The organism is Streptomyces sp. QH1-20 (genome assembly GCF_041283565.1).
In the GTDB taxonomy this organism is placed as follows: Bacteria; Actinomycetota; Actinomycetes; order Streptomycetales; family Streptomycetaceae; genus Streptomyces; species Streptomyces syringius.
The window spans coordinates 6,330,694-6,349,325 of sequence record NZ_CP166299.1; the positions used below are offsets into that span (position 1 = coordinate 6,330,694).

The 18,632-nt window shown below is 72.5% G+C and carries 9 protein-coding genes; 7 read left to right on the forward strand and 2 right to left on the reverse strand.

What is annotated here, in order from left to right; translation table 11 throughout:
* Positions 1-49: 49 nt before the first annotated feature.
* Positions 50-223 (reverse strand): DUF6269 family protein, encoded by a 174-nt coding sequence (locus AB8O64_RS28480; RefSeq protein ID WP_370422164.1) that lies wholly within the window; start codon positions 221-223, stop codon positions 50-52.
* A gap of 162 nt (positions 224-385) precedes the next feature.
* Between AB8O64_RS28480 and AB8O64_RS28485 the strand changes: the two genes are divergently transcribed.
* The 6 genes from AB8O64_RS28485 to AB8O64_RS28510 all read left to right on the forward strand — a co-directional run bounded on the left by AB8O64_RS28485 (position 386) and on the right by AB8O64_RS28510 (position 9,823).
* Positions 386-1,957 carry an FAD-dependent oxidoreductase gene (locus AB8O64_RS28485; protein WP_370422165.1) on the forward strand — a complete coding sequence of 524 codons (1,572 nt, stop codon included), beginning with the start codon at positions 386-388 and terminating at the stop codon, positions 1,955-1,957.
* Between the two features lie 439 nt (positions 1,958-2,396).
* Entirely contained in the window at positions 2,397-2,615 is a 219-nt protein-coding gene (locus AB8O64_RS28490; protein ID WP_362214261.1) for a hypothetical protein, read from the forward strand.
* Positions 2,616-2,743: 128 nt separating this feature from the next.
* Positions 2,744-3,550 carry an HlyD family efflux transporter periplasmic adaptor subunit gene (locus AB8O64_RS28495; RefSeq protein ID WP_370422167.1) on the forward strand — a complete coding sequence of 269 codons (807 nt, stop codon included), beginning with the start codon at positions 2,744-2,746 and terminating at the stop codon, positions 3,548-3,550.
* Positions 3,547-5,799, forward strand: a complete 2,253-nt coding sequence (locus tag AB8O64_RS28500; protein WP_370422169.1) for an NHLP family bacteriocin export ABC transporter peptidase/permease/ATPase subunit — start codon at positions 3,547-3,549, stop codon at positions 5,797-5,799. Before AB8O64_RS28495 ends, AB8O64_RS28500 begins: the two co-directional genes overlap by 4 nt.
* Before the next feature lie 4 nt (positions 5,800-5,803).
* Complete coding sequence (locus tag AB8O64_RS28505; RefSeq protein WP_370422171.1) at positions 5,804-8,674, forward strand: NHLP bacteriocin export ABC transporter permease/ATPase subunit; 2,871 nt, start codon at positions 5,804-5,806, stop codon at positions 8,672-8,674.
* Positions 8,675-8,755: 81 nt separating this feature from the next.
* Entirely contained in the window at positions 8,756-9,823 is a 1,068-nt protein-coding gene (locus AB8O64_RS28510; RefSeq protein ID WP_370422173.1) for a hypothetical protein, read from the forward strand.
* A gap of 36 nt (positions 9,824-9,859) precedes the next feature.
* Here AB8O64_RS28510 and AB8O64_RS28515 read toward each other — a convergent pair whose 3' ends face one another.
* Entirely contained in the window at positions 9,860-10,822 is a 963-nt protein-coding gene (locus AB8O64_RS28515) for a 3-oxoacyl-ACP synthase III family protein (protein ID WP_370422175.1), read from the reverse strand.
* A gap of 359 nt (positions 10,823-11,181) precedes the next feature.
* Here AB8O64_RS28515 and AB8O64_RS28520 point away from each other — a divergent pair, with 359 nt between their 5' ends.
* Positions 11,182-18,609, forward strand: a complete 7,428-nt coding sequence (locus AB8O64_RS28520; protein ID WP_370422176.1) for an SDR family NAD(P)-dependent oxidoreductase — start codon at positions 11,182-11,184, stop codon at positions 18,607-18,609.
* Positions 18,610-18,632 lie beyond the last annotated feature (23 nt).

The following is an 18,632-nucleotide window of genomic DNA, read 5'->3' on the forward strand; positions in this document are numbered from 1 at the left end:
GGCCGACCTCTTCCGCGGCCCGGCGGCCTCGTGGGCGTCGCTCACCAGGTCAGCCGCAGCCGCCCGCGTGCCCTTCGTCCAGGCCGAAGGCGGCCATTCCCGTCCAGGAACTCTCGGGCTCCGACAGCGGCGCCACTTCCTGATTCACCGTTCCCGCCCACTCGATTTCCGCGAGAACCTCCAGAGGGTGCTGGACCTGGGACGGGGAAGTCTGATCATTCAACACGTCTGCTCCTGTCAGTGAGTCGGGTCCCGCTCAGGCCCCGCACCAACAGATTCGGCCGCACGTGTATGGGAATTCCCCGTGCCGTCCCCGGGCGCCGATCCAGAGAAAATACAGACCGGATACAGGCCGCGTACAGAAAAGGCGTGCACGCTGTCCCGTATGGACAGTCACGTCAGGCGCGTCGTTGTCGTGGGCGGAACGGCCTCCGGCTGGGTCGCCGCTGCCCGGCTCGCGTCCGCCTTCCACGGCACGGTTTCCGTCGCCGTACTCGAAACGCCGCAGCGAGCCGCCGCGGTATCGGCGACCGGACAGGCGGCCGCCGTCGCGCCCGAATTGCAGCGGGGTCTCTTCGACCGTATCGGCGTTCCGGAAGAGGAATGGATGCGTGCCTGCTGCGCGTCCTTCAAAACGGCGGCGCGTTATGTGAACTGGCGTACCGAAGGCGCGGCCGGAACCACGGTGCGGATCACCGGCAACGGCGGTGTGGACCACTTCTACCGCCCCTGCGCGGAGATGCCGCGGTGCGCGGATCTTCCCCTGTCGGACTTCTGGCGGTACCGCAGGCACGACGGCGGGACCATCGAGCCGTACGACTACGCGTGCTTCCGCGAGCCACCGCTGCTGGACGCGCGGAAGTCACCGCGCTGGCTGGACGGCCGGACGGCCGTCCCCCACGGCTGGCACGTCGACGTCCGCATGTTCACGCAGTTCCTGCGGAAGACGGCGATGCGGGAGTTCGGCGTGCGGTCCGTCCGCGGTGAACTCCTCCGCGCCGAACGGGACGCACGCGGCATGCTGACCGTCCTGCACACCGTGCAGGGCGCCTCCGTCGCCGGTGACCTCTTCCTCGACTGCACGGGGGCCGAGAGCCTCCTGCTGGCCGGGGTCCTCGGGGAGCCGTTCCTCGACGCCCGGGACCGGCTGCTGTGCGACAGCGCGGTGACCGTCACCGTCCCCCACGACGACGCCGCGCACGGCATCGACCCCTTCACCACGGCCACGGCGATGCCCGACGGCTGGGCCTGGCGCATGCCGCTCCCCGGCCGGTTCGCGGCGGGGCTCGTCCACGCGCGCGACCTGACGGATCCACAGGAAGCCGCCGACCGGCTCTGCGCGCTCTGGGGACTGTCCCCGGGCCACGCCACCGTGCGGCACCTCGTCCACCGCACCGGACGCAGCCGTCGTGCCTGGGTGAAGAACTGTGTCGGGTTGGGGCCGGCCGCGTCGTTCGTGGAACCACTGGCCGACGAGGGACTGGCGGACGTCCTGCACCTGGTGGACCGGCTGGTGCGCGACTTCCCGTCGCGGGAGGACATTCAGGCGCCGGCGGCCCGCTTCAACCGCGCCGCACAGGCCATTTACACCCGGGCCCGGGACTTCGCGCAGTTGCTGTACTTCGCGGCGCCCCGCGCGGACGCCCCGTTCTGGCGTGCCCAGCGCGAACTGCCGCTGTCGGACACGCTGGAGGAATACCTCGTCGGCCACCGCGCGGGCCTGTCCCCGGACACCGGCGAGGCCCCGTACGACGCGCTGCTGGCGGCGCTCGCCCCCCGCCGGGCCGCCCCGCCCGCCGCCCTCGCCCACCGGCCGGCGGCCCGTCGCACGGCCGACGCCGAGTTCTCCCGGATCCGACGGCAGCAGCGGATCCTGCTGGAGACCCTCCCGGAGGCCCACGAGTATCTGCACCGGCTGCACACCCGGCCGGTGCCGACGGCGGCTGTCACGGTCTGAGGCCGACACGACGTGATCGGCCCGTCACGGGGCGTCGCTCCGGGAAATCTCCACATCGCGGGGAGACCGCGGGTAACCCCCGTGCACCGCCCCTTGAAATGCCGGTTATGCCCGCAGCGCTTGATGGGCGTGTGTCCGTCTATGTCCTGCGAGGAAGTCGGACCCCCCGTATCTGTTACTCGATCCTGTGAAGGACTTGTAATTATTCGGCGAAGGAATTTGAAAGCCCAAGGCCGGACGGGGCGTTCCTCGCGCCGATGAAGGTCAACCGGGTTGGCCGCGTCGCCCGTTCCCGTGCTTTTATCTGCGCACCGCAGCGGTTCTCCGAACGGCGGTCGATTTCGACCGGGCCGCCGCGGTAGTGGTCGGACCGTTTTGCCACGGCCCGCCCCACGTCATGGATAAACAGCCGGACAAATGAAGGAAGGGTGCGCACATCATGCGTAACAACATCGAGACCCGTGAGATCGCCGACACCGAGCTGGACGCCGTTTCCGGCGGTGTCGGCATCTCCGGCGGCCTCCTCGGCGCCGTGACCGGCGACGTCAACAACGTGCTCGGCACCGTCACCTCCCTGCAGACGGTCCAGGCCGCCCAGGCCCTGCCCGGCCAGGTCGAGGGCATCGCCGGCGTGCACGTCGGTGTCGCCGGTCTCTGATTGCGATAGCCGGCGCCGCGAACCCCGGAATTCCGTCATTCCGGGGTTCACGCCTGCCCGCCGCCCGGCGGCGGGCTTCGCCGCGTTATTCAGCACCCTTGTCACGAATGCAGTCGAAGGAATAGTCCGTGCAGTTCCGCCAAAAGGCGCTGGCCAAGCTGCAATCGCCCGAAGAGCTCGATCTGCCGGTACGCTTCGCGCGCCCGCAGGGCCGACTCGTCCTGGCCGTGACGGTCCTCGTCATGGCCGCGTCGAGCTTCTGGGCATTCACCGGATCCGTCTCCTCCAAGCAGAGCGCACCTGGCGTCCTCACCCACGCCGAAGGCAGTTACCTGCTGCAGAGCCCTTATGCCGGACAGGTCACCGGAGTCCTCGCCCGAGAGGGCCAATTGCTGCCCCCGGGCGCCCCCCTGCTCAAGGTCGGTACGGACCGCGGGGAGCGCACCGTGCGCGCGGTGGCCGGGGGACGGGTGACGACCCTGGTCGCCAGGACGGGGGCGGTCCTCACCACCGGCGCGGACGTGGCGACCGTGGAACGCGTGAAGGACCCCGACGACCCGCTGGTGGCCATGTTGTACGTGTCCGACGGCAGCGCCGGGACGATTCCCGTGGGAGCCCCCGTCGACCTGACCGTCCAGTCCGCGCCGCAGCGGCAGTTCGGTGTGCTGCGCGGCCGCGTCAAGGCGGTCGGCCGCACCCCCCGGACCCAGGAGCAGATCGGCGGCTTCCTCGGCGACAACCGGCTCGCCGCCGAGTTCTCCCGGCACGGGAAGCCCGTCGCGGTGCTCGTCGAACTGGAACGCTCCTCCACCACCAGGTCCGGCTACCGGTGGTCCTCCACGGACGGACCCCCCTACGCCATCGACTCCGCGACCCCCGTCACCGGCGCCGTCCACCTCTCCGTGCGACGCCCCGTCGACTGGCTGCTCCCATGACGGTGTCCCACGGCTCCCACGGCGGGCGCCGCCGCCTCGAACCGACGCGCGGGAACAACAGGCGCCGCAGGCCCGTGCCCGTCCCCCGGGGCAGAACGCCCAAGGCCGTACGCACCCCCACCGTGCTGCAGATGGAGGCGGTGGAGTGCGGCGCCGCCGCGCTCGCCATGGTGCTCGGCCACTACGGCCGTTTCGTTCCCCTCGAAGAGCTGCGCATCGCCTGCGGCGTCTCCCGCGACGGCTCCCGCGCCGGCAACCTCCTCAAGGCCGCCCGCGGATACGGCCTGAAGGCCAAGGGCATGCAGATGGACCTGGCCGCGCTCGCCGAGGTGAGCCCCCCGGCCGTCCTCTTCTGGGAGTTCAACCACTACGTCGTCTACGACGGCATGGGCCGTCACCTCGGCCGCCGGGGCGTGTACATCAACGACCCCGGCAAGGGCCGCCGGTTCGTCCCCATGGAGGAGTTCGACACCAGCTTCACCGGCGTCGTCCTCACCTTCGAGCCCGACGAGGGCTTCCGCCGCGCCGGCCGCAAGCCCGGCGTGCTGGGCGCCGTGCCCGCCCGGCTGCGCGGCACCTCGGGCACCATGCTGGCCGCCGTGCTCTCCAGCCTCCTGCTGGTGCTCGTCGGCGCGGCGGTGCCCGCGCTGAGCCGTACGTACATCGACATGTTCCTGATCGGCGAGCAGACGTCCCTGCTGGGTGTGCTCTTCGCGTCGATGGCGGTCACCTTGGTGCTCACCGCGACGCTCACCGCCCTTCAGCAGGCCAATCTGCTGCGCGGGCGCATCATCTCCTCCACCCTGGGCAGCGCCCGCTTCCTGCGGCACCTGCTCAGGCTCCCGGTCACTTTCTTCTCCCAACGCAACCCGGCCGACCTGGTCCAACGCCTGCAGTCCAACGACGCGGTCGCCGAGACCCTCGCCCGCGACCTGGCCGCCGCGGGCGTGGACGCCGTCGTCGTGGTGCTCTACGCGCTGCTGCTGTGGACGTACGACCCCCAGCTCACCGTCGTCGGCATCGGCATCGCGCTGCTCAATGTGGCGGCCATGCGGATCGTGATCCGGCTGAGGGCCACCGGCACCCAGAAGCTGCGCGCCGAGAGCGCCCGGCTCACCAACACCTCCTACAGCGGTCTGACGCTCATCGAGACCATGAAGGCCACCGGCGGCGAGAACGGCTTCTTCCGCCGCTGGGCCGGACAGCACGCGATCACCCTCGACGTACAGCAGCGGCTCGGCGTGCCCAGCGCGTGGCTGGCCGTCGTCGCGCCCACCCTGGCCGCGCTCAACAGTGCCCTGATCCTGATGATCGGCGGCCTGCGGGCGGTGGAGGGGCATCTGTCGGTCGGTCTGCTCGTCGCCTTCCAGGCGCTCGTGACCAGCTTCACCGCGCCGATCACCCGCCTCAACGGCGTGGCCGGCCGGATCCAGGACTTCGCGGCCGACGTCGCCCGGCTCAAGGACGTCGAGAACTTCCCCGTCGACCCGCTCTACTCGCGGCGCGAGCCCGCCGCAGGCACCCGGCGTCTGAAGGGCCATGTGGAGCTGGACGGCATCACCTTCGGCTACAGCCCCCTGGACGCCCCGCTGCTGAAGGACTTCTCCCTCTCGGTCGGCCCCGGGCAGCAGGTCGCCCTCGTCGGCGGCTCCGGCAGCGGCAAGTCCACCGTCTCCCGGCTGATATCCGGCCTCTACACCCCCTGGGAAGGTGCCATCCGCATCGACGGGATGCGCCTGGAGGACATCCCGCGCGGCGCGCTGGCCGCCTCCGTCTCCTTCGTCGACCAGGACGTCTTCCTCTTCGAGGGCACCGTCCGCGACAACATCGCGCTGTGGGACCCCTCCATCACCGACGAGGCCGTCACCGCCGCCCTCGAGGACGCCGCCGTCCACGACGTGGTGGCCCGGCGCCCCGGCGGCATCCACAGCCGTGTCGAGCAGGACGGCCGCAACTTCTCCGGCGGCCAGCGCCAACGCCTGGAGATCGCCCGCGCGCTGGTGCGCCGCCCCAGCGTCATGGTCCTCGACGAAGTGACCAGCGCCCTGGACGCGGTGACCGAGCGGATCGTCATCGACAATCTGCGCCGCCGCGGCTGCGCCTGCGTCGTCATCGCCCACCGGCTGAGCACGGTGCGCGACAGCGACGAGATCGTCGTCCTCGACCGCGGCACGGTCGTGGAACGCGGACGCCACGAGCAACTGACCGCCGCGCAGGGCGCCTACGCCGAACTGGTCAAGGAGCACTGAGACGATGACGACCCCCTACCAGGCGCCGTACCAGGCCCCCTACCAGGCGCCGCACCAGGCGACGGCCGCGTATCCCGCCGGCACCCCCGACCCCGTCGTGGCGGCCCTCGGCGGACTCGGCTCGGCGGTGGACTGCGCCGGCGTCAGCAGCCTGTCCCTGGAGGGCCCGCTCGTGCTGTGGCTCGTCGTGGACGGCGCGCTGGACCTGTTCGCGGTCGACGCCGCGCAGGCCGGGCACTGGCACTTCCTGGGCCGGCTTCAGGCGGGCACGCTGCTGCTGGGCCCGGCCGAGGGCCCCGTGCACACCCTCGTCGGCCGACCCCTGCGAGGCTGCCTGCTGCGCCGCGTCGAGCTGCGCGAGCTGTACCGGCCGGAGTACGGCGAGCAGTGGGGCTACGCCGCCGCCGACGCCGCCCCGAGCCCCCTGGAGGACGCCTTCGCGCGCGGCATCGGCCGCGGCCTGCGCGTGCTCTACCAGGCACCGCTGGACGGCCGCGCCACCACCGGCCACGGCGGGGCCGACGACGACATCCTGTGGATGCGGATCCCGCCCGGCAGCGTGCAGTACGGTGCCGCGTACGCGACGGAGGCCATCGGCACGCTCCTGGTCGACCCGGCGATGTGGCAGGGCATGGTCGACCAGCAGTACCGGCTGCTGTACGCCCTGGACGACTGGATCGAGCAGCTCGAACGCGCCCACGAGGACCGCACGGCCGCCGGTATCGAAGCGGGCGAGGCCGCCCGCACCCAGGCGGACCAGGCGCTGCTGGCCTCGATCGACCGCACCGGGAAGACCTCCCGCCGCGGCGCGAGCCATGACGCGACCTTCGCCGTGTGCCGCCTGGTCGCCGACGCCGCGGGCGTCACCCTGGCCGAACCGGCCGGGACGTCCGCCACGAACCAGCGCCTGGACCCCGTCGAACGCATCGCCCTCGCCTCGCGGATCCGCACCCGCGTCGTCAAGCTCGACGGCCGCTGGTGGCGGGAGAACAGCGGCCCCCTGGTGGGGCACCGGGCCGACACCGGGGCCCCGGTCGCGCTCCTGTGGCGCCGGGGCGCGTACGAGGCCGTGGACCCCGCCCTCGGCAAGCCGAGACGGATCGGCAAGAACGACGCGGCGGACTTCGCACCGCGCGCCGTCATGCTCTACCGCCCCTTGCCCGACGGGAAACCGAGCCTGCTGAGACTGCTGCGCTTCAGCGTGCGCGGCACCCGCGGCGAGCTGCGCGGCCTCGTCCTGGGCGGGCTGGTCGCCGTCGGCCTGGGCGCGCTCGTCCCCATCGCCACCGGCACCGTGCTCGGCACGTACGTGCCCAACGCCGAGAACGACCTCATCGTGGCGACCACCCTGGCGCTCATCGCGACCAGCGTCGTCTCCGCCGCGTTCATGCTGCTGCAGAACATCTCCATCCTGCGCATGGAGGGCCGCATCGAGGCCGCCTTGCAGCCGGCCGTCTGGGACCGACTGCTGCGGCTGCCGACGACGTTCTTCGCCGGCCGCTCCACCGGCGAACTGGCCGGCGCGGCCATGGGCATCAGCGCCATCCGCCGCGTGCTGTCCGGCATCGGCTCCGTGTCCGTACAGGCGGGCACCGTCGGCACGATGAACCTCGTGCTGCTGCTCGTCTACAGCGTGCCGCTGGCGTTGGCGGCCCTCGCCATGCTGCTCGTCATCGCCGCGGTCTTCCTCGGCCTCGGCCTGTGGCAGCTGCGCTACCAACGACAGCTGATCAAGCTCGGCAACAAGCTCAACAACCAGGCCTTCCAGACCCTGCGGGGACTGCCCAAGCTGCGCGTCGCCGCGGCCGAGAGCTTCGCCTACGCCGCCTGGGCCCGGGAGTTCGCCCGCACCCGCGAACTGCAGCAGCGCATCGGCCGGATCAAGAACGTCATCACGGTGCTCAACGCGGTCTGTCTGCCGCTGTGCACACTCGTGATGTTCATGCTGCTGGCCGGCCCGGCCCGGGGCACCATGTCCGCCGGCGAGTTCCTCACCTTCAGCACCGCCGTGACGATGATGCTGTCCTCCGTCACCCAGCTGACCGGCGCGCTCCTCTCGGCCGCCGCCGTACAGCCGATGTTCGAGCAGATCACACCACTTCTGGCGGCAACCCCGGAAGTACGCGCCTCCAGCACCCCACCGGGCGAGCTGACCGGCGCCGTCGAGACCAGGAACGTCTCCTACCGGTACACCGACGACGGCCCGCTGGTCCTCGACGACGTGTCGTTCCAGGTCAGGCCGGGAGAGTTCGTCGCGATCGTCGGCGCCAGCGGCTGCGGCAAGTCGACACTGCTGCGCCTGCTCATCGGCTTCGACAAGCCCCTCTCCGGCAGCGTGCTCTACGACGGCCAGGACCTGGCGGCGCTCGACCAGTCGGCCGTCCGCCGCCAGTGCGGCGTCGTCCTGCAGAACGCCCAGCCCTTCTCCGGCTCGATCCTCGACTGCATCTGCGGCGCCGAGACCTACCCGCTGGAGGAGGCCTGGGAGGCGGCCGCGCTGGCGGGCCTGGCCGAGGACATCAAGGCCATGCCCATGGGCATGCACACCATGCTGTCCGACGGCGGCGGCACGGTCTCGGGCGGCCAGCGCCAACGCCTGATGATCGCCCAGGCCCTCATCCGCAAGCCGCGCGTCCTCTTCTTCGACGAGGCCACCAGCGCGCTGGACAACGAAGCCCAGCGCGTGGTCATCGAATCCACCCGCGCCCTGCGCGCCACCCGCGTGGTGATCGCCCACCGACTGTCCACGGTCATGGGCGCGGACCGGGTCATAGCGATGTCGGAAGGCCGGGTCGTCCAGCAGGGACCGCCGGCGGAACTGCTCGCCGACGAGGGCGGGCTCTTCCACGAGCTGGTGCGACGGCAGCTGAGCTGACCTGGCCCGGCAGGCGGACCCGGTGGCGCGGGGGCTGGGTACGATGCGCCCGCACCGCTGTACGAACCGAAGGCCACCGCCATGCCTGCCCCGCGCCACCCCGCCCCGGCACCGTCCGACCCTCCCGGCCCCCCGGACGGTGCGTCCCCGCGCCGCTGGTGGCGGACGAACCGGGCCCGGGTCGGCTGTGTCGCCGCCGTGCCGCTGCTCGGTCTGGTGCAGCCCCGGCTGGGCGGGTTCGTGCTGATCGTCGCGCTGGTCCTGCTGTGGTGGGGCAATCCGTGGCCGAAGGCGGGGAGGATCGCGGCGTCGGTCGCCGCCATGGGCCTGCTGGGCGCGGTCCTGCCCGACCCGCCGAAGGAGGCCGCGCGGGACACCGTGGCGGAAGCGAAGGCAGCCGACACGAAACGGTCCCGTAGCGTGATGCCCAGCCCGTCCGCGACGACGCCACCGGCCGCGGACTACCGAGGTCAGAGCCTGGACGTGGCGTACGGAAGGGCCAGGAAGGCCGGGTTCCTCGTCCTGTCCCACGACGCCTCGGAGAAGGACAAGTTCGTCCGGGGCCGCTCGCTGTGGACGGTCTGCTTCCAGGAGCCGGGACGGACCGGCACCCGGCCGGCGCTCGACTTCGGCGTCGTGCCCAGGGGCGCCCCCTGTCCGAAGGAGGACGGCCTGCCCATCCCGTGGCCCACGATGCCCGATCTGGTGTGGAAGACCTGGCGGACGGCCCGCGCGGAGGTCGTCGCCCTCGGCGTGCCCACCGACCGCGTCGAGGCGCGGAAGGCGTACCGCAACGACACGCTGCCCGAAGAGGGCGAGTACGACGACTGGCGGGTGTGCGCGCACGACCCGGCCGAAGGCGAGAAGGTCACGGGCGACACCAGGGCGACGCTCTACCTGTCGTCCCGCGACAACGGCTGCCCGGAACCGGACCGGGGGACCGGCACCACCGCGGACCTCCCGGACCGCGACGGCGACCGTGATCCGGACTACCGCGACCCCTTCCCCGACGACCGCGACCGTGACACCAGGTTCCCCAACGGGATTCCCCGCCTGGGCGATTCCGGTGGCGCCGGCGGCTCGTCGGGGAGTACGGGCGGCTCCCACGGCGGCGGCTGGAGCGTCTGCCGCCACACCCGCTGGTGCTGACACGCTGACGCGGAGCCGATCGCACCGCCCGAAGCGTCACAGCCGGATCAGCGCGAGCCCGATGCTGAACCCGCTGGCCAGTCCGACGAGGGCGACCGTGTCCCCGGGCATGACGCGCTCGCACTGCTGCGCCAGGGCGAGTTGCAGCGGCAGGGACGCGGACGCCGCGTTGCCGTACTTGTCCACCGTGGCCTGGAACCGGCTCGTCGGCAGACCGAGCGCGGCGCAGGCCTCGTGGAACTGCGGCATGGAGATCTGGTGGACGGCGACGAAGGCGCTGGCCCGCATCAGCGCCACCTCCTCCTGCGCGTACTCCAGGATGAGCCGGGCCATGTCGCGACCGGTCCGGAACAGTTCGTCGCCGTTGAGCCGGAGACACACATGGTCGTCGTGCGTGGAGCGCGGGTGCATCGAACCGCCCGCCGCGACGGTGCACGCTTCCCAGGCGGAGGAGTCGGACGCGAAGACCGTGCGGAGCACCCCGGGATCGTCCGGCCCCGCCGGGCCGGCGGTCAGAAGGAGGGCGGCCCCGGCATCGGAGACGGTGTAGCCGGGCAGATGGCGCATGAATGTGTCGTGATCGGGCACGTGCCAGCGGGCCGTGAGCGTCGCGGTCTCCCCGCAGGCGATCAGGACCGTGCGGTACCGGCCGGTCTCGATGAAGGCCGCGGCGGTCTCCAGGGCGTTGAGCACGCTGTTGCAGGCGTTCTTCACGTCGAACACCGGGCACCAGGCGCCGAGTTTGGCCGCCACGATGTGGGCGGTGGCGGGTTCGACCAGGTCCTGACCGCTGGAGGCGAACAGCAGCAGATCGATCTCGCCGATCCCCGTCCCCGCCATGTCCAGGGCTTTGGCCGCGGCTGCCACCGCGAGGTCGGATGCCTGCTCGTCGTCGTACTTGACGTGCACGCCGCGCACGCCGGTGATGTCCTCCAGCAGGCCGGGCGGCGGCACGAACGGACTGTGCGCCGCGGCGATGGCGGCCCGGGTCTGCTCCATGGTCCGGTACTGAGGCGGCAGGTGCACGGCAGTCGCTACCAGTCGGGCACGACAGGGCGTGTTCACCGGATCAGCGTAGCGAGCATGCGTCGACATCAGATGATCCTTCACGAGATTTCTGCGTTCGGCCCACCGTGATGCCACGGACCCGGCGCTCATGCGATCGGCTGTGCGAGAAGCCCGAGAGGCGAGGGGTGCACGGGATACCCGAAGTGGCGTCTGCGAAGCTGTCACGGAATGTGAACTTCCGGAAAAATGAAGCGAGTTAACTCGAAAGGGTCAATAATCACTTAGCCGGATTTCGGGCCGGGTACGCATAGGGATCCAGACTGCGGGTGAACTCCGGACGGGGGCCGAGGATGGAGCCGAACGACCGCGCGATGGCCGTCGTGGGCGCTGGTTGCCGACTGCCCGGAGGGATCTCGGACCTGGCCGGGTTGTGGTCGGCCCTGCGCGAGGGCCGGGACGCGGTCGGCGAGATCCCGGCGGACCGGTTCGACAAGGCCCGTTTCGTCGACACCGGCGCCCTGCGCCCCTGCCGGAGCTACACGGCGGCCGGGGGCTTCCTCGACGACGTGGCCTCCTTCGACGCCGCATATTTCGGTATCGCCCCGAAAGAGGCCGAGGCCATGGACCCGCAGCAGCGGCTGCTGCTGGAACTGGCCGCCGAGGCGCTGGACGACGCCGGGATCCCCGCCGAGTCGCTGGCCGGGTCGGACACCTGTGTCTTCGTCGGGATCTCCGACCCGTTCTACGGCCTCGTCCAGGGGACCGTCGAGCAGTACACCAACCCCTACATGATGAGCGGATCCACCCTGTCGATCGCGGCGAACCGCCTGTCGTACTGCTTCGATCTGCGCGGCCCCAGCATGGTGATCGACACCGCCTGCTCCTCCGCCCTGGTGGCGCTCGACCGCGCCTGCCGGACCGTGCTGGACGGCACGAGCCGCACCGCCCTCGTCGGCGGTGTCAACATCCTGGGAAACCCCTTCTCCTTCTCCGGGTTCTCGCACGCGGGCATGCTCTCCTCGCGCGGGCGGTGCGCCGCCTTCTCCGCCGACGCCGACGGCTTCGTACGGGCCGAGGGCGGAGGCGTGGTCGTCCTCAAGCGGCTGGCCGACGCGCTGGCCGACGGCGACCGGATCCACGCCGTCATCGCCGGCACCGCGACCAACTGCGACGGCCGCACCCACGGCCTGGCCCTGCCCAGCCCCCAGGCCCAGGAAGCACTGCTGCGCACGGTCTACGCGCGGGCCGGGGTGGACCCCGACGAGCTGGTCTACTTCGAGGCACACGGCACCGGAACGCTCGCCGGTGACCCGGCCGAAGCGCAGGCGATCGGCCGGGCCCTGGGACAGCGCCGGACCGTGGGGCCGCTGCCCGTCGGCTCCGTCAAGTCCAACCTGGGCCATCTGGAACCGGCCTCCGGGATGGCGAGCCTGCTGAAGGCCCTGCTGGTCCTGCGGCACGGCGTGGCCCCGGCCACGCTGCACGCCCAACCGCTCAATCCCGGCATCGACTTCGCCGGTCTGGGCCTCGCCCCCACCGTCGAGCCCGTCGAACTCCCGCGCCCGGCCCGGGCGGTGGTCGGAGCGAACTCCTTCGGGTTCGGCGGAGCCAACGCCCATGTCATCCTCACCACGCCACCGGCTCCACCGCCCCGGGCGGACCACGACGGCGGCACGCTCCCCGTGCTGATCTCCGCCCGCTCGGACCGGGCCCTGCGCGAACTGGCCGCGCGCGTCTCGGCACGGCTCCGCGAGTCGGCGCCCGAGGAGTTCTACGACCTGGCCCACACCACCACCCGGCGCCGCAGCGCCCACCCGCATCGCGCGGCCGTCCTGGCCGACGGGCCGGCCGAAGCCGCCGACCGGCTGGAGGGGATCGCCGCCGGCACCCCCACCCACGGGGCCACGGCCCGCAAGGCCGAGCGGGACACGGTGGCGTACGTCTTCTCGGGTAACGCCTCCCAGTGGCCCGGCATGGCCGCCGACCTCCTGGACGCCGAGCCGGTCTTCCGCACCGCCGTCGAGGAGGCCGACGCCGCGCTGACCCCGCACCTGGGATGGTCGGTGGCGAAGGAGCTGGCCCAGCCCCACCCACCCCGCTGGCAGCGGACCGAAACCGTCCAACCCGCCCTGTTCGCCGTGCAAGTGGGCCTCGTGGCGCTGCTGGCGGCGGGCGGACTGCGCCCGGCGGTTGCCCTCGGGCACAGCGTCGGCGAAGTAGCGGCTGCCCATGCCGTGGGGGCGCTGACCCTCGAACAGGCCGCCAGGGTGATCGCCGAACGCAGCCGCGCCCAGGGCACCACCGCGGGCACCGGCCGGATGGCCGCCGTCGGACTGCCCGAGCAAGCGGCCCGCGAGGAACTCGCCCCGTACTCCGGCGCCCTGGAGATCGCCGGCATCAACGACGAGCGAAGCGTCACCGTGGCCGGTGAACCGCAGGCCCTGGCCGCCCTCGGCGCACAACTGGAGGCCCGGGGCGTCTTCTTCCGCGACCTCGGCCTCGACTACGCCTTCCACAGCCGTGCCATGGAGCCCCTCGCGGATCCGCTGCGCACCGCCCTGGCCGGGCTGGCGCCCAACACCGCCCGTGTCCCCTTCGTCTCCACCGTCACCGGCGGGGTGTTCCCCGGCGAGGGGCTGACGGCCGACTACTGGTGGCGCAACGTCCGCGAGCCGGTCCGCTTCCACGACGCCGTCGACCACGTCCTCGCCGACCACGCCGGCATCCTCGTCGAGATCGGGCCCCACCCGGTGCTGCGTCCGTATCTGAAGCGCACCGACGCCGCCTACGTCCCCACCCTCCACCGCGACGGCGACGGACCCCGCGAGACGGCCGCCGCCGTCGCCGCGCTGCTCGCGGCCGGCGCCGCCGTCGACTGGCGGACCCACTTCCCGCACACCGGCCGGGTGACCGACCTCCCGGCCTACCCCTGGCAGCGCGAGCGGCACTGGCTCGGCACCGCGCACGACCTCGTCGTCCGCACCAGCGGCACCGGCCGGCTCGACCACCCGCTGCTGGGCGAACGCCTCCCGGCCCCGCACGCGTTGTGGGAGGGCGCCATCGAGCCCCAGCTGGTGCCCTGGCTGGGTGATCACAAGATCGCAGGGGCGGTGCTGATGCCCGCCGCCGCGTACGTCGAGATGGCGCTGTCCGCCGGACGACGGGCGCTGAACCGGCCCGTGGAAGTGCGGCACCTGGGCATCGCCAGCCCCCTTCCCCTCGCCTGGCCCGACCCGGGCACCGCCCGGCTGCAGACCTCCGTCACACCGGAGGACGGCGCGCTGACCATCAGCAACAGCGAAGGACGCGGGACCGAATGCCATACGGTCGTGCGCGCCGAGGTCCGCACCCTGCTCGGCGCGGCCCCCTCACCCCTCGACCCCGAAGCCGTGCGCGCACGTTGCCCCCGTACGGTCAGCGGCCCGGACTTCTACCGGACATGCCACCGCTTCGACCTCGACGTCGGGCCCTCCTTCCAACTGCTGCGCGAGCTGCGCGTCGGCGAGGACGAGCTGCTGGCCGCGTACCGGCACGATGACGCGAGCGACGCGTACACGGTCCATCCGGTCCTGCTGGACGGCCCCTTCCAGGCCACCGTCGCCCTCGTGGAACAGCACATGCACGACGGTCATGCCTACCTGCCCGTCATGTTCGACTCGGTGCGGGTCTGGCGCACCCCCGCCCCCACCGGCCTCATGCACCTGCGCCGGCGCAGTCACACCGAGACGGAGTTCTGCTGGGACGTCGCCTACGCCGACGAGGACGGCACCGTCACCGCGGAGATCGACGGCTTCCGCAGCCGGCGCGCGCACAACACCCGCCGCACCCCCCTGACCGTCCAGCACACGGTCCTGCGCGCCGCACCGCACCCGGCGCTCCCAGCCGCCCCCTCACCGCTGCCCCCGCCCACCGACCTGGCGGCCGCCGCACAGGAGAGGATCACGCGGGCACATGAGGCCCTGCGGGAGATCGGCCACGACCGCTTCACGGCCGCCGTCGACGAGACGGCCGCCCACTGCTGGGCCTTCGCCGTGGCCGGTCTGCTCCCGGACCGGGCCGCCGCGTTCAGCCTCTCCGACCTCATGGCCGGAGGGCTCCAGGCCCGCCACCGGCGGCTGGTGCGGCTGATGCTGCCGCTCATGGCCCGCCACGGGCTGGCCCGGCCCGACGACGACGGCCGCTGGCGGCTGACCGGCGCCGAGCCCCGCCACGAGGCGCTGCTGCGGGCCCTGGTGGAGGACCACCCGGCCTTCATCACCGAGATCACCCACCTCAACGCGCACCTGCGGCACCTGCCGGGTGTCCTGCGCGACGCGGCGGAAGCGCGAGAAGCCCTGCCGGACGGCGACACCGCGTACGAGCAGCTGTACGAGTCCGCGCCCGACCGTCGCTTCACCCACCGGGTCATGGGAACCCTGCTCCGCGAGATCGTCCGCCACTGGCCCGAGGACCGCCCCCTGCGCGTGCTGGAACTCGGCGCCAAAACCCATGCCCTCACCGCCGCCCTGCTGCCACTGCTGCCGGCCGACCGCACCCGCTACACCTGCACCGACGGCTCGGGTGCCGGATTCGCCGGTGCCGGACACCGCTTCGCCGCCCACGACTTCGTCGAGTACCGGACCCTCGACCTGGACACCGATCCGCAGGCCCAGGGCTTGTGCGACGGCGGATTCGACCTGGTCGTCGCCGACGACGCCCTGCACACCGCCGCCGACCTGGCCGACGCCCTGCGCCGCGTCCGCACCCTGCTCGCCCCCGGCGGGCACCTGCTCGCCGCCGAATCGCATCACCCCCAGCGGCTGGGCCTCCTGCTCGGCGGCACCGAGGCCTTCTGGCAGCGCCACGACCACACGCTGCGCCCGGAAACGGTGCTGATGCGACGGGACCGGTGGCCGGCGCTCCTGGGAGAGTGCGGTTTCACCGGCACCGTACAGACGGGCACCGACGACCGTTCCGTCCTCCTCGCCGCCGCCGAACGTCTCGCGGCCGGCGAGCCCGCCCCGCCTGCCCCGGCCCCGCCCACCCAGGCCCCGGGGCCCGCCTGGGTCGTCGTCACCGAGACTCCCGGCGAGGCACCGACCGCGCAAGCGCTGTCCGGCCTGCTGTGCGGCACCGACACCGACAGCGTCATCGTCTCCGCCGCCACCTGCGAGCCGTCGGCCCTGCCCGCCGACACCGCCGGTGTCGTCCTTCTCCTGGGCGGCGGCGAGCACTGGCCCCCGGGCAGCCCCGCCGGACCGGCAGACGACGTCGTCTCCCTGACGACGCGCCGGGCCGCCGTCCTGAAGGCCCTGGCCGCCGCCTGCGCCGACCGGCCGGAGAACACCCGGCCCGCACTGTGGCTGGTCACCCGCCCCAGCGGCCTCTTCCCCGCCCCGGAGCGCCCCGCCCACCCCGCCGACGCCGCCGTCTGGGGCGCCGCCCGCACCCTGGCCAACGAACGGCCCGACCTCCCTGTGCGACGGATCTCCCTGGAGCCGAGCGGGGACCCGGCCGCCGACGCCCTCCGGCTGGCCCACGAACTCCTGGCGCCCACCGACGAGGACGAAATCGTGCTCACCCGGGGCGGCCGGTTCGTACCCCGCGAGACGCAGCGCCCGGCCGATCAGCCCGCCACCGACACCGCCCGCTCGTTGTTCACCCTCGATGTGCGCAACCCCGGGCTCTCCCGCCGGCTCGTATGGCGGCAGACGGAGCCGCTCCGCCCGGGCCCGGGCGAGGTCCTGGTGGAGATGCGGGCCGCCGCGCTGAACTACCGCGATCCGATGCGCGCCAACGGGCTGCTGCCGCCCGAGGCCGTCGAGGGCACCCCGCTCAGCCGACTGCTGGGCACCGACGGGGCGGGTGTCATCGCCGCCGTCGGCCCCGGTGTCATGGGATTCACGGTCGGCGACCGGGTCTGCGGCCTGATGGCCGGGACCCTCGCCTCCCATGCCCTCATGCCCGCTTTCGCCGTCTGCCCGATGCTCGACGACATGACCTACGCCGAGGCGGCGACCTTCCCGGTGGTCTTCTCCACCGTCCACCACACCCTCGTCGACGAAGCCCGGCCGCTCCCCGGTGAGACGGTGCTGGTGCACGGCGGCGCCGGAGCCGTCGGCCTGGCCGTGATCCAGTGCGCGCGTGCCCTGGGCCTGCGCGTGATCGCCACCGCTGGCACCGAGACCAAACGCGAGCTGCTGCGCACCCTCGGCGTCGCCCACGCCCTGGACTCCCGCACCCTCGACTTCGCCCCCCGGATCCTCGAGCTCACGCAGGGAGAGGGCGTCGACATCGTCGTCAACTCCCTCAGTGGGGAAGCCATCGCCCGCAGTCTGGACCTCCTCCGCCCCAACGGCCGTTTCATCGAGCTCGGCAAGCGCGACATCTTCTTCAACAACCCCCTGCTGCTGCGCCCCTTCCATCGCAGCATCACCTTCCTCGGGTTCAATCTCGACAGCATGGTCTACGACCCGGTGCGCGGCCCTCGTCTGATGCACGCGACGACGACACGGGTGGCCTCCGGTCAATACCGTCCGCTCCCGCACGCGGTCCACCCCGCCGCCCGGGTGGACGAGGCGTTCCGGCTGCTGCAGCACTCCCGTCACACGGGAAAGGTCGTCGTCTCCTTCGACCCGCTGGACGAGCCCGTGCCCGTCGAGCCCCTGCCCGCCGTCCTGTCGCTGGACCCCGAGGGCACGTACCTGGTCACCGGCGGCCTCGGTGGATTCGGCGCGGCCACCGCCGACTGGCTCGCCGACCGGGGCGCCCGTCACCTGGCCCTGGTCAGCCGGCGCGGAAGTGAAGCCCCCGAGGCGGCCGCCGTTCTGGAACGGCTCGCGGGGCGCGGGGTGCGAGCCACTCCGTACGCCGCCGACGTCACCGACGAGGCGGCGATGCGGGAGGTGATCGCCGCTGTGGACGCCACCGCGCACCCGCTGCGCGGCGTGGTCCATTGCGCCATGCACCTGGACGACGCCCCGCTCGCCGACCTCACCGACGAACGCTTCGCCGCCGTCCTGGCCCCCAAGGCCGCCGGCGCGGACGTCCTCGACCGGCTCACCGCCGGGCACGATCTCGACCTCTTCCTGCTGTACTCCTCGGTCACCGCGGCCACCGGCAACCTCGCCCAGGCCCCGTACGTCGCCGGGAACACCTACCTGGAGGCCCTGGTACGCGCCCGTCGGCACGCGGGGCGGACCGCCGCCGCGATCGCCTGGGGCCCGATCGCCGACACCGGATACGTCGCCCGCAACAACCTGACGGCCACCATGACCGGCATCGGCTTCGAACCCCTCACCCCCGCCGAGGCGTTCACCGCGGCCGAGCCCCTCATCGCGGCGGACACCGGCGTCACCGGCATCGGCCGCTACCGCTGGGGCCGCGTCAGCCGTCTCCTGCCTCTCCTCGCGAGCCCCCGCTACGCGGGCCTCGTCCCCAGGGACGCCGGGGGCCTGGACGACACCCGTGAGGAACTGCTGCGCTCCCTCACGGCGATGACCCCCGAGGACGCGGTGCGCGCCATCACCGACATCCTGGCCCGGCATCTCGCCACCGTCCTGCACACCGAACCCTCCGAGCTGGACCCGGACCGCCACCTGGAGGAGTTCGGCCTGGACTCCCTCATGGGAGCCGAATTCATCCTCCACGCCCGCGAATACTTCGACATCCACATCCCGCCCAGCGAACTCATGGGCAGCGGACGCACCTTGACCCACTTCGCCCGGCTGATCCACGACCGCCTGGGCATCCATCCGGACCACCGGCCGCAGCCGTCCAACGCGTCACCGGCGCCGTGACGGGGCCACGGCGGCAGCCGTGC

What these genes read in the sequence shown, in the direction of transcription:
- AB8O64_RS28485 (WP_370422165.1), top strand. Translation starts at nt 386, where the DNA reads ATGGACAGTCACGTCAGGCGCGTCGTTGTCGTGGGCGGAACGGCCTCC.
- AB8O64_RS28490 (WP_362214261.1), top strand. Translation starts at nt 2,397, where the DNA reads ATGCGTAACAACATCGAGACCCGTGAGATCGCCGACACCGAGCTGGAC.
- AB8O64_RS28500 (WP_370422169.1), top strand. Translation starts at nt 3,547, where the DNA reads ATGACGGTGTCCCACGGCTCCCACGGCGGGCGCCGCCGCCTCGAACCG.
- AB8O64_RS28505 (WP_370422171.1), top strand. Translation starts at nt 5,804, where the DNA reads ATGACGACCCCCTACCAGGCGCCGTACCAGGCCCCCTACCAGGCGCCG.
- AB8O64_RS28510 (WP_370422173.1), top strand. Translation starts at nt 8,756, where the DNA reads ATGCCTGCCCCGCGCCACCCCGCCCCGGCACCGTCCGACCCTCCCGGC.
- AB8O64_RS28515 (WP_370422175.1), bottom strand. Translation starts at nt 10,822, where the DNA reads ATGGAGCAGACCCGGGCCGCCATCGCCGCGGCGCACAGTCCGTTCGTG.
- AB8O64_RS28520 (WP_370422176.1), top strand. Translation starts at nt 11,182, where the DNA reads ATGGAGCCGAACGACCGCGCGATGGCCGTCGTGGGCGCTGGTTGCCGA.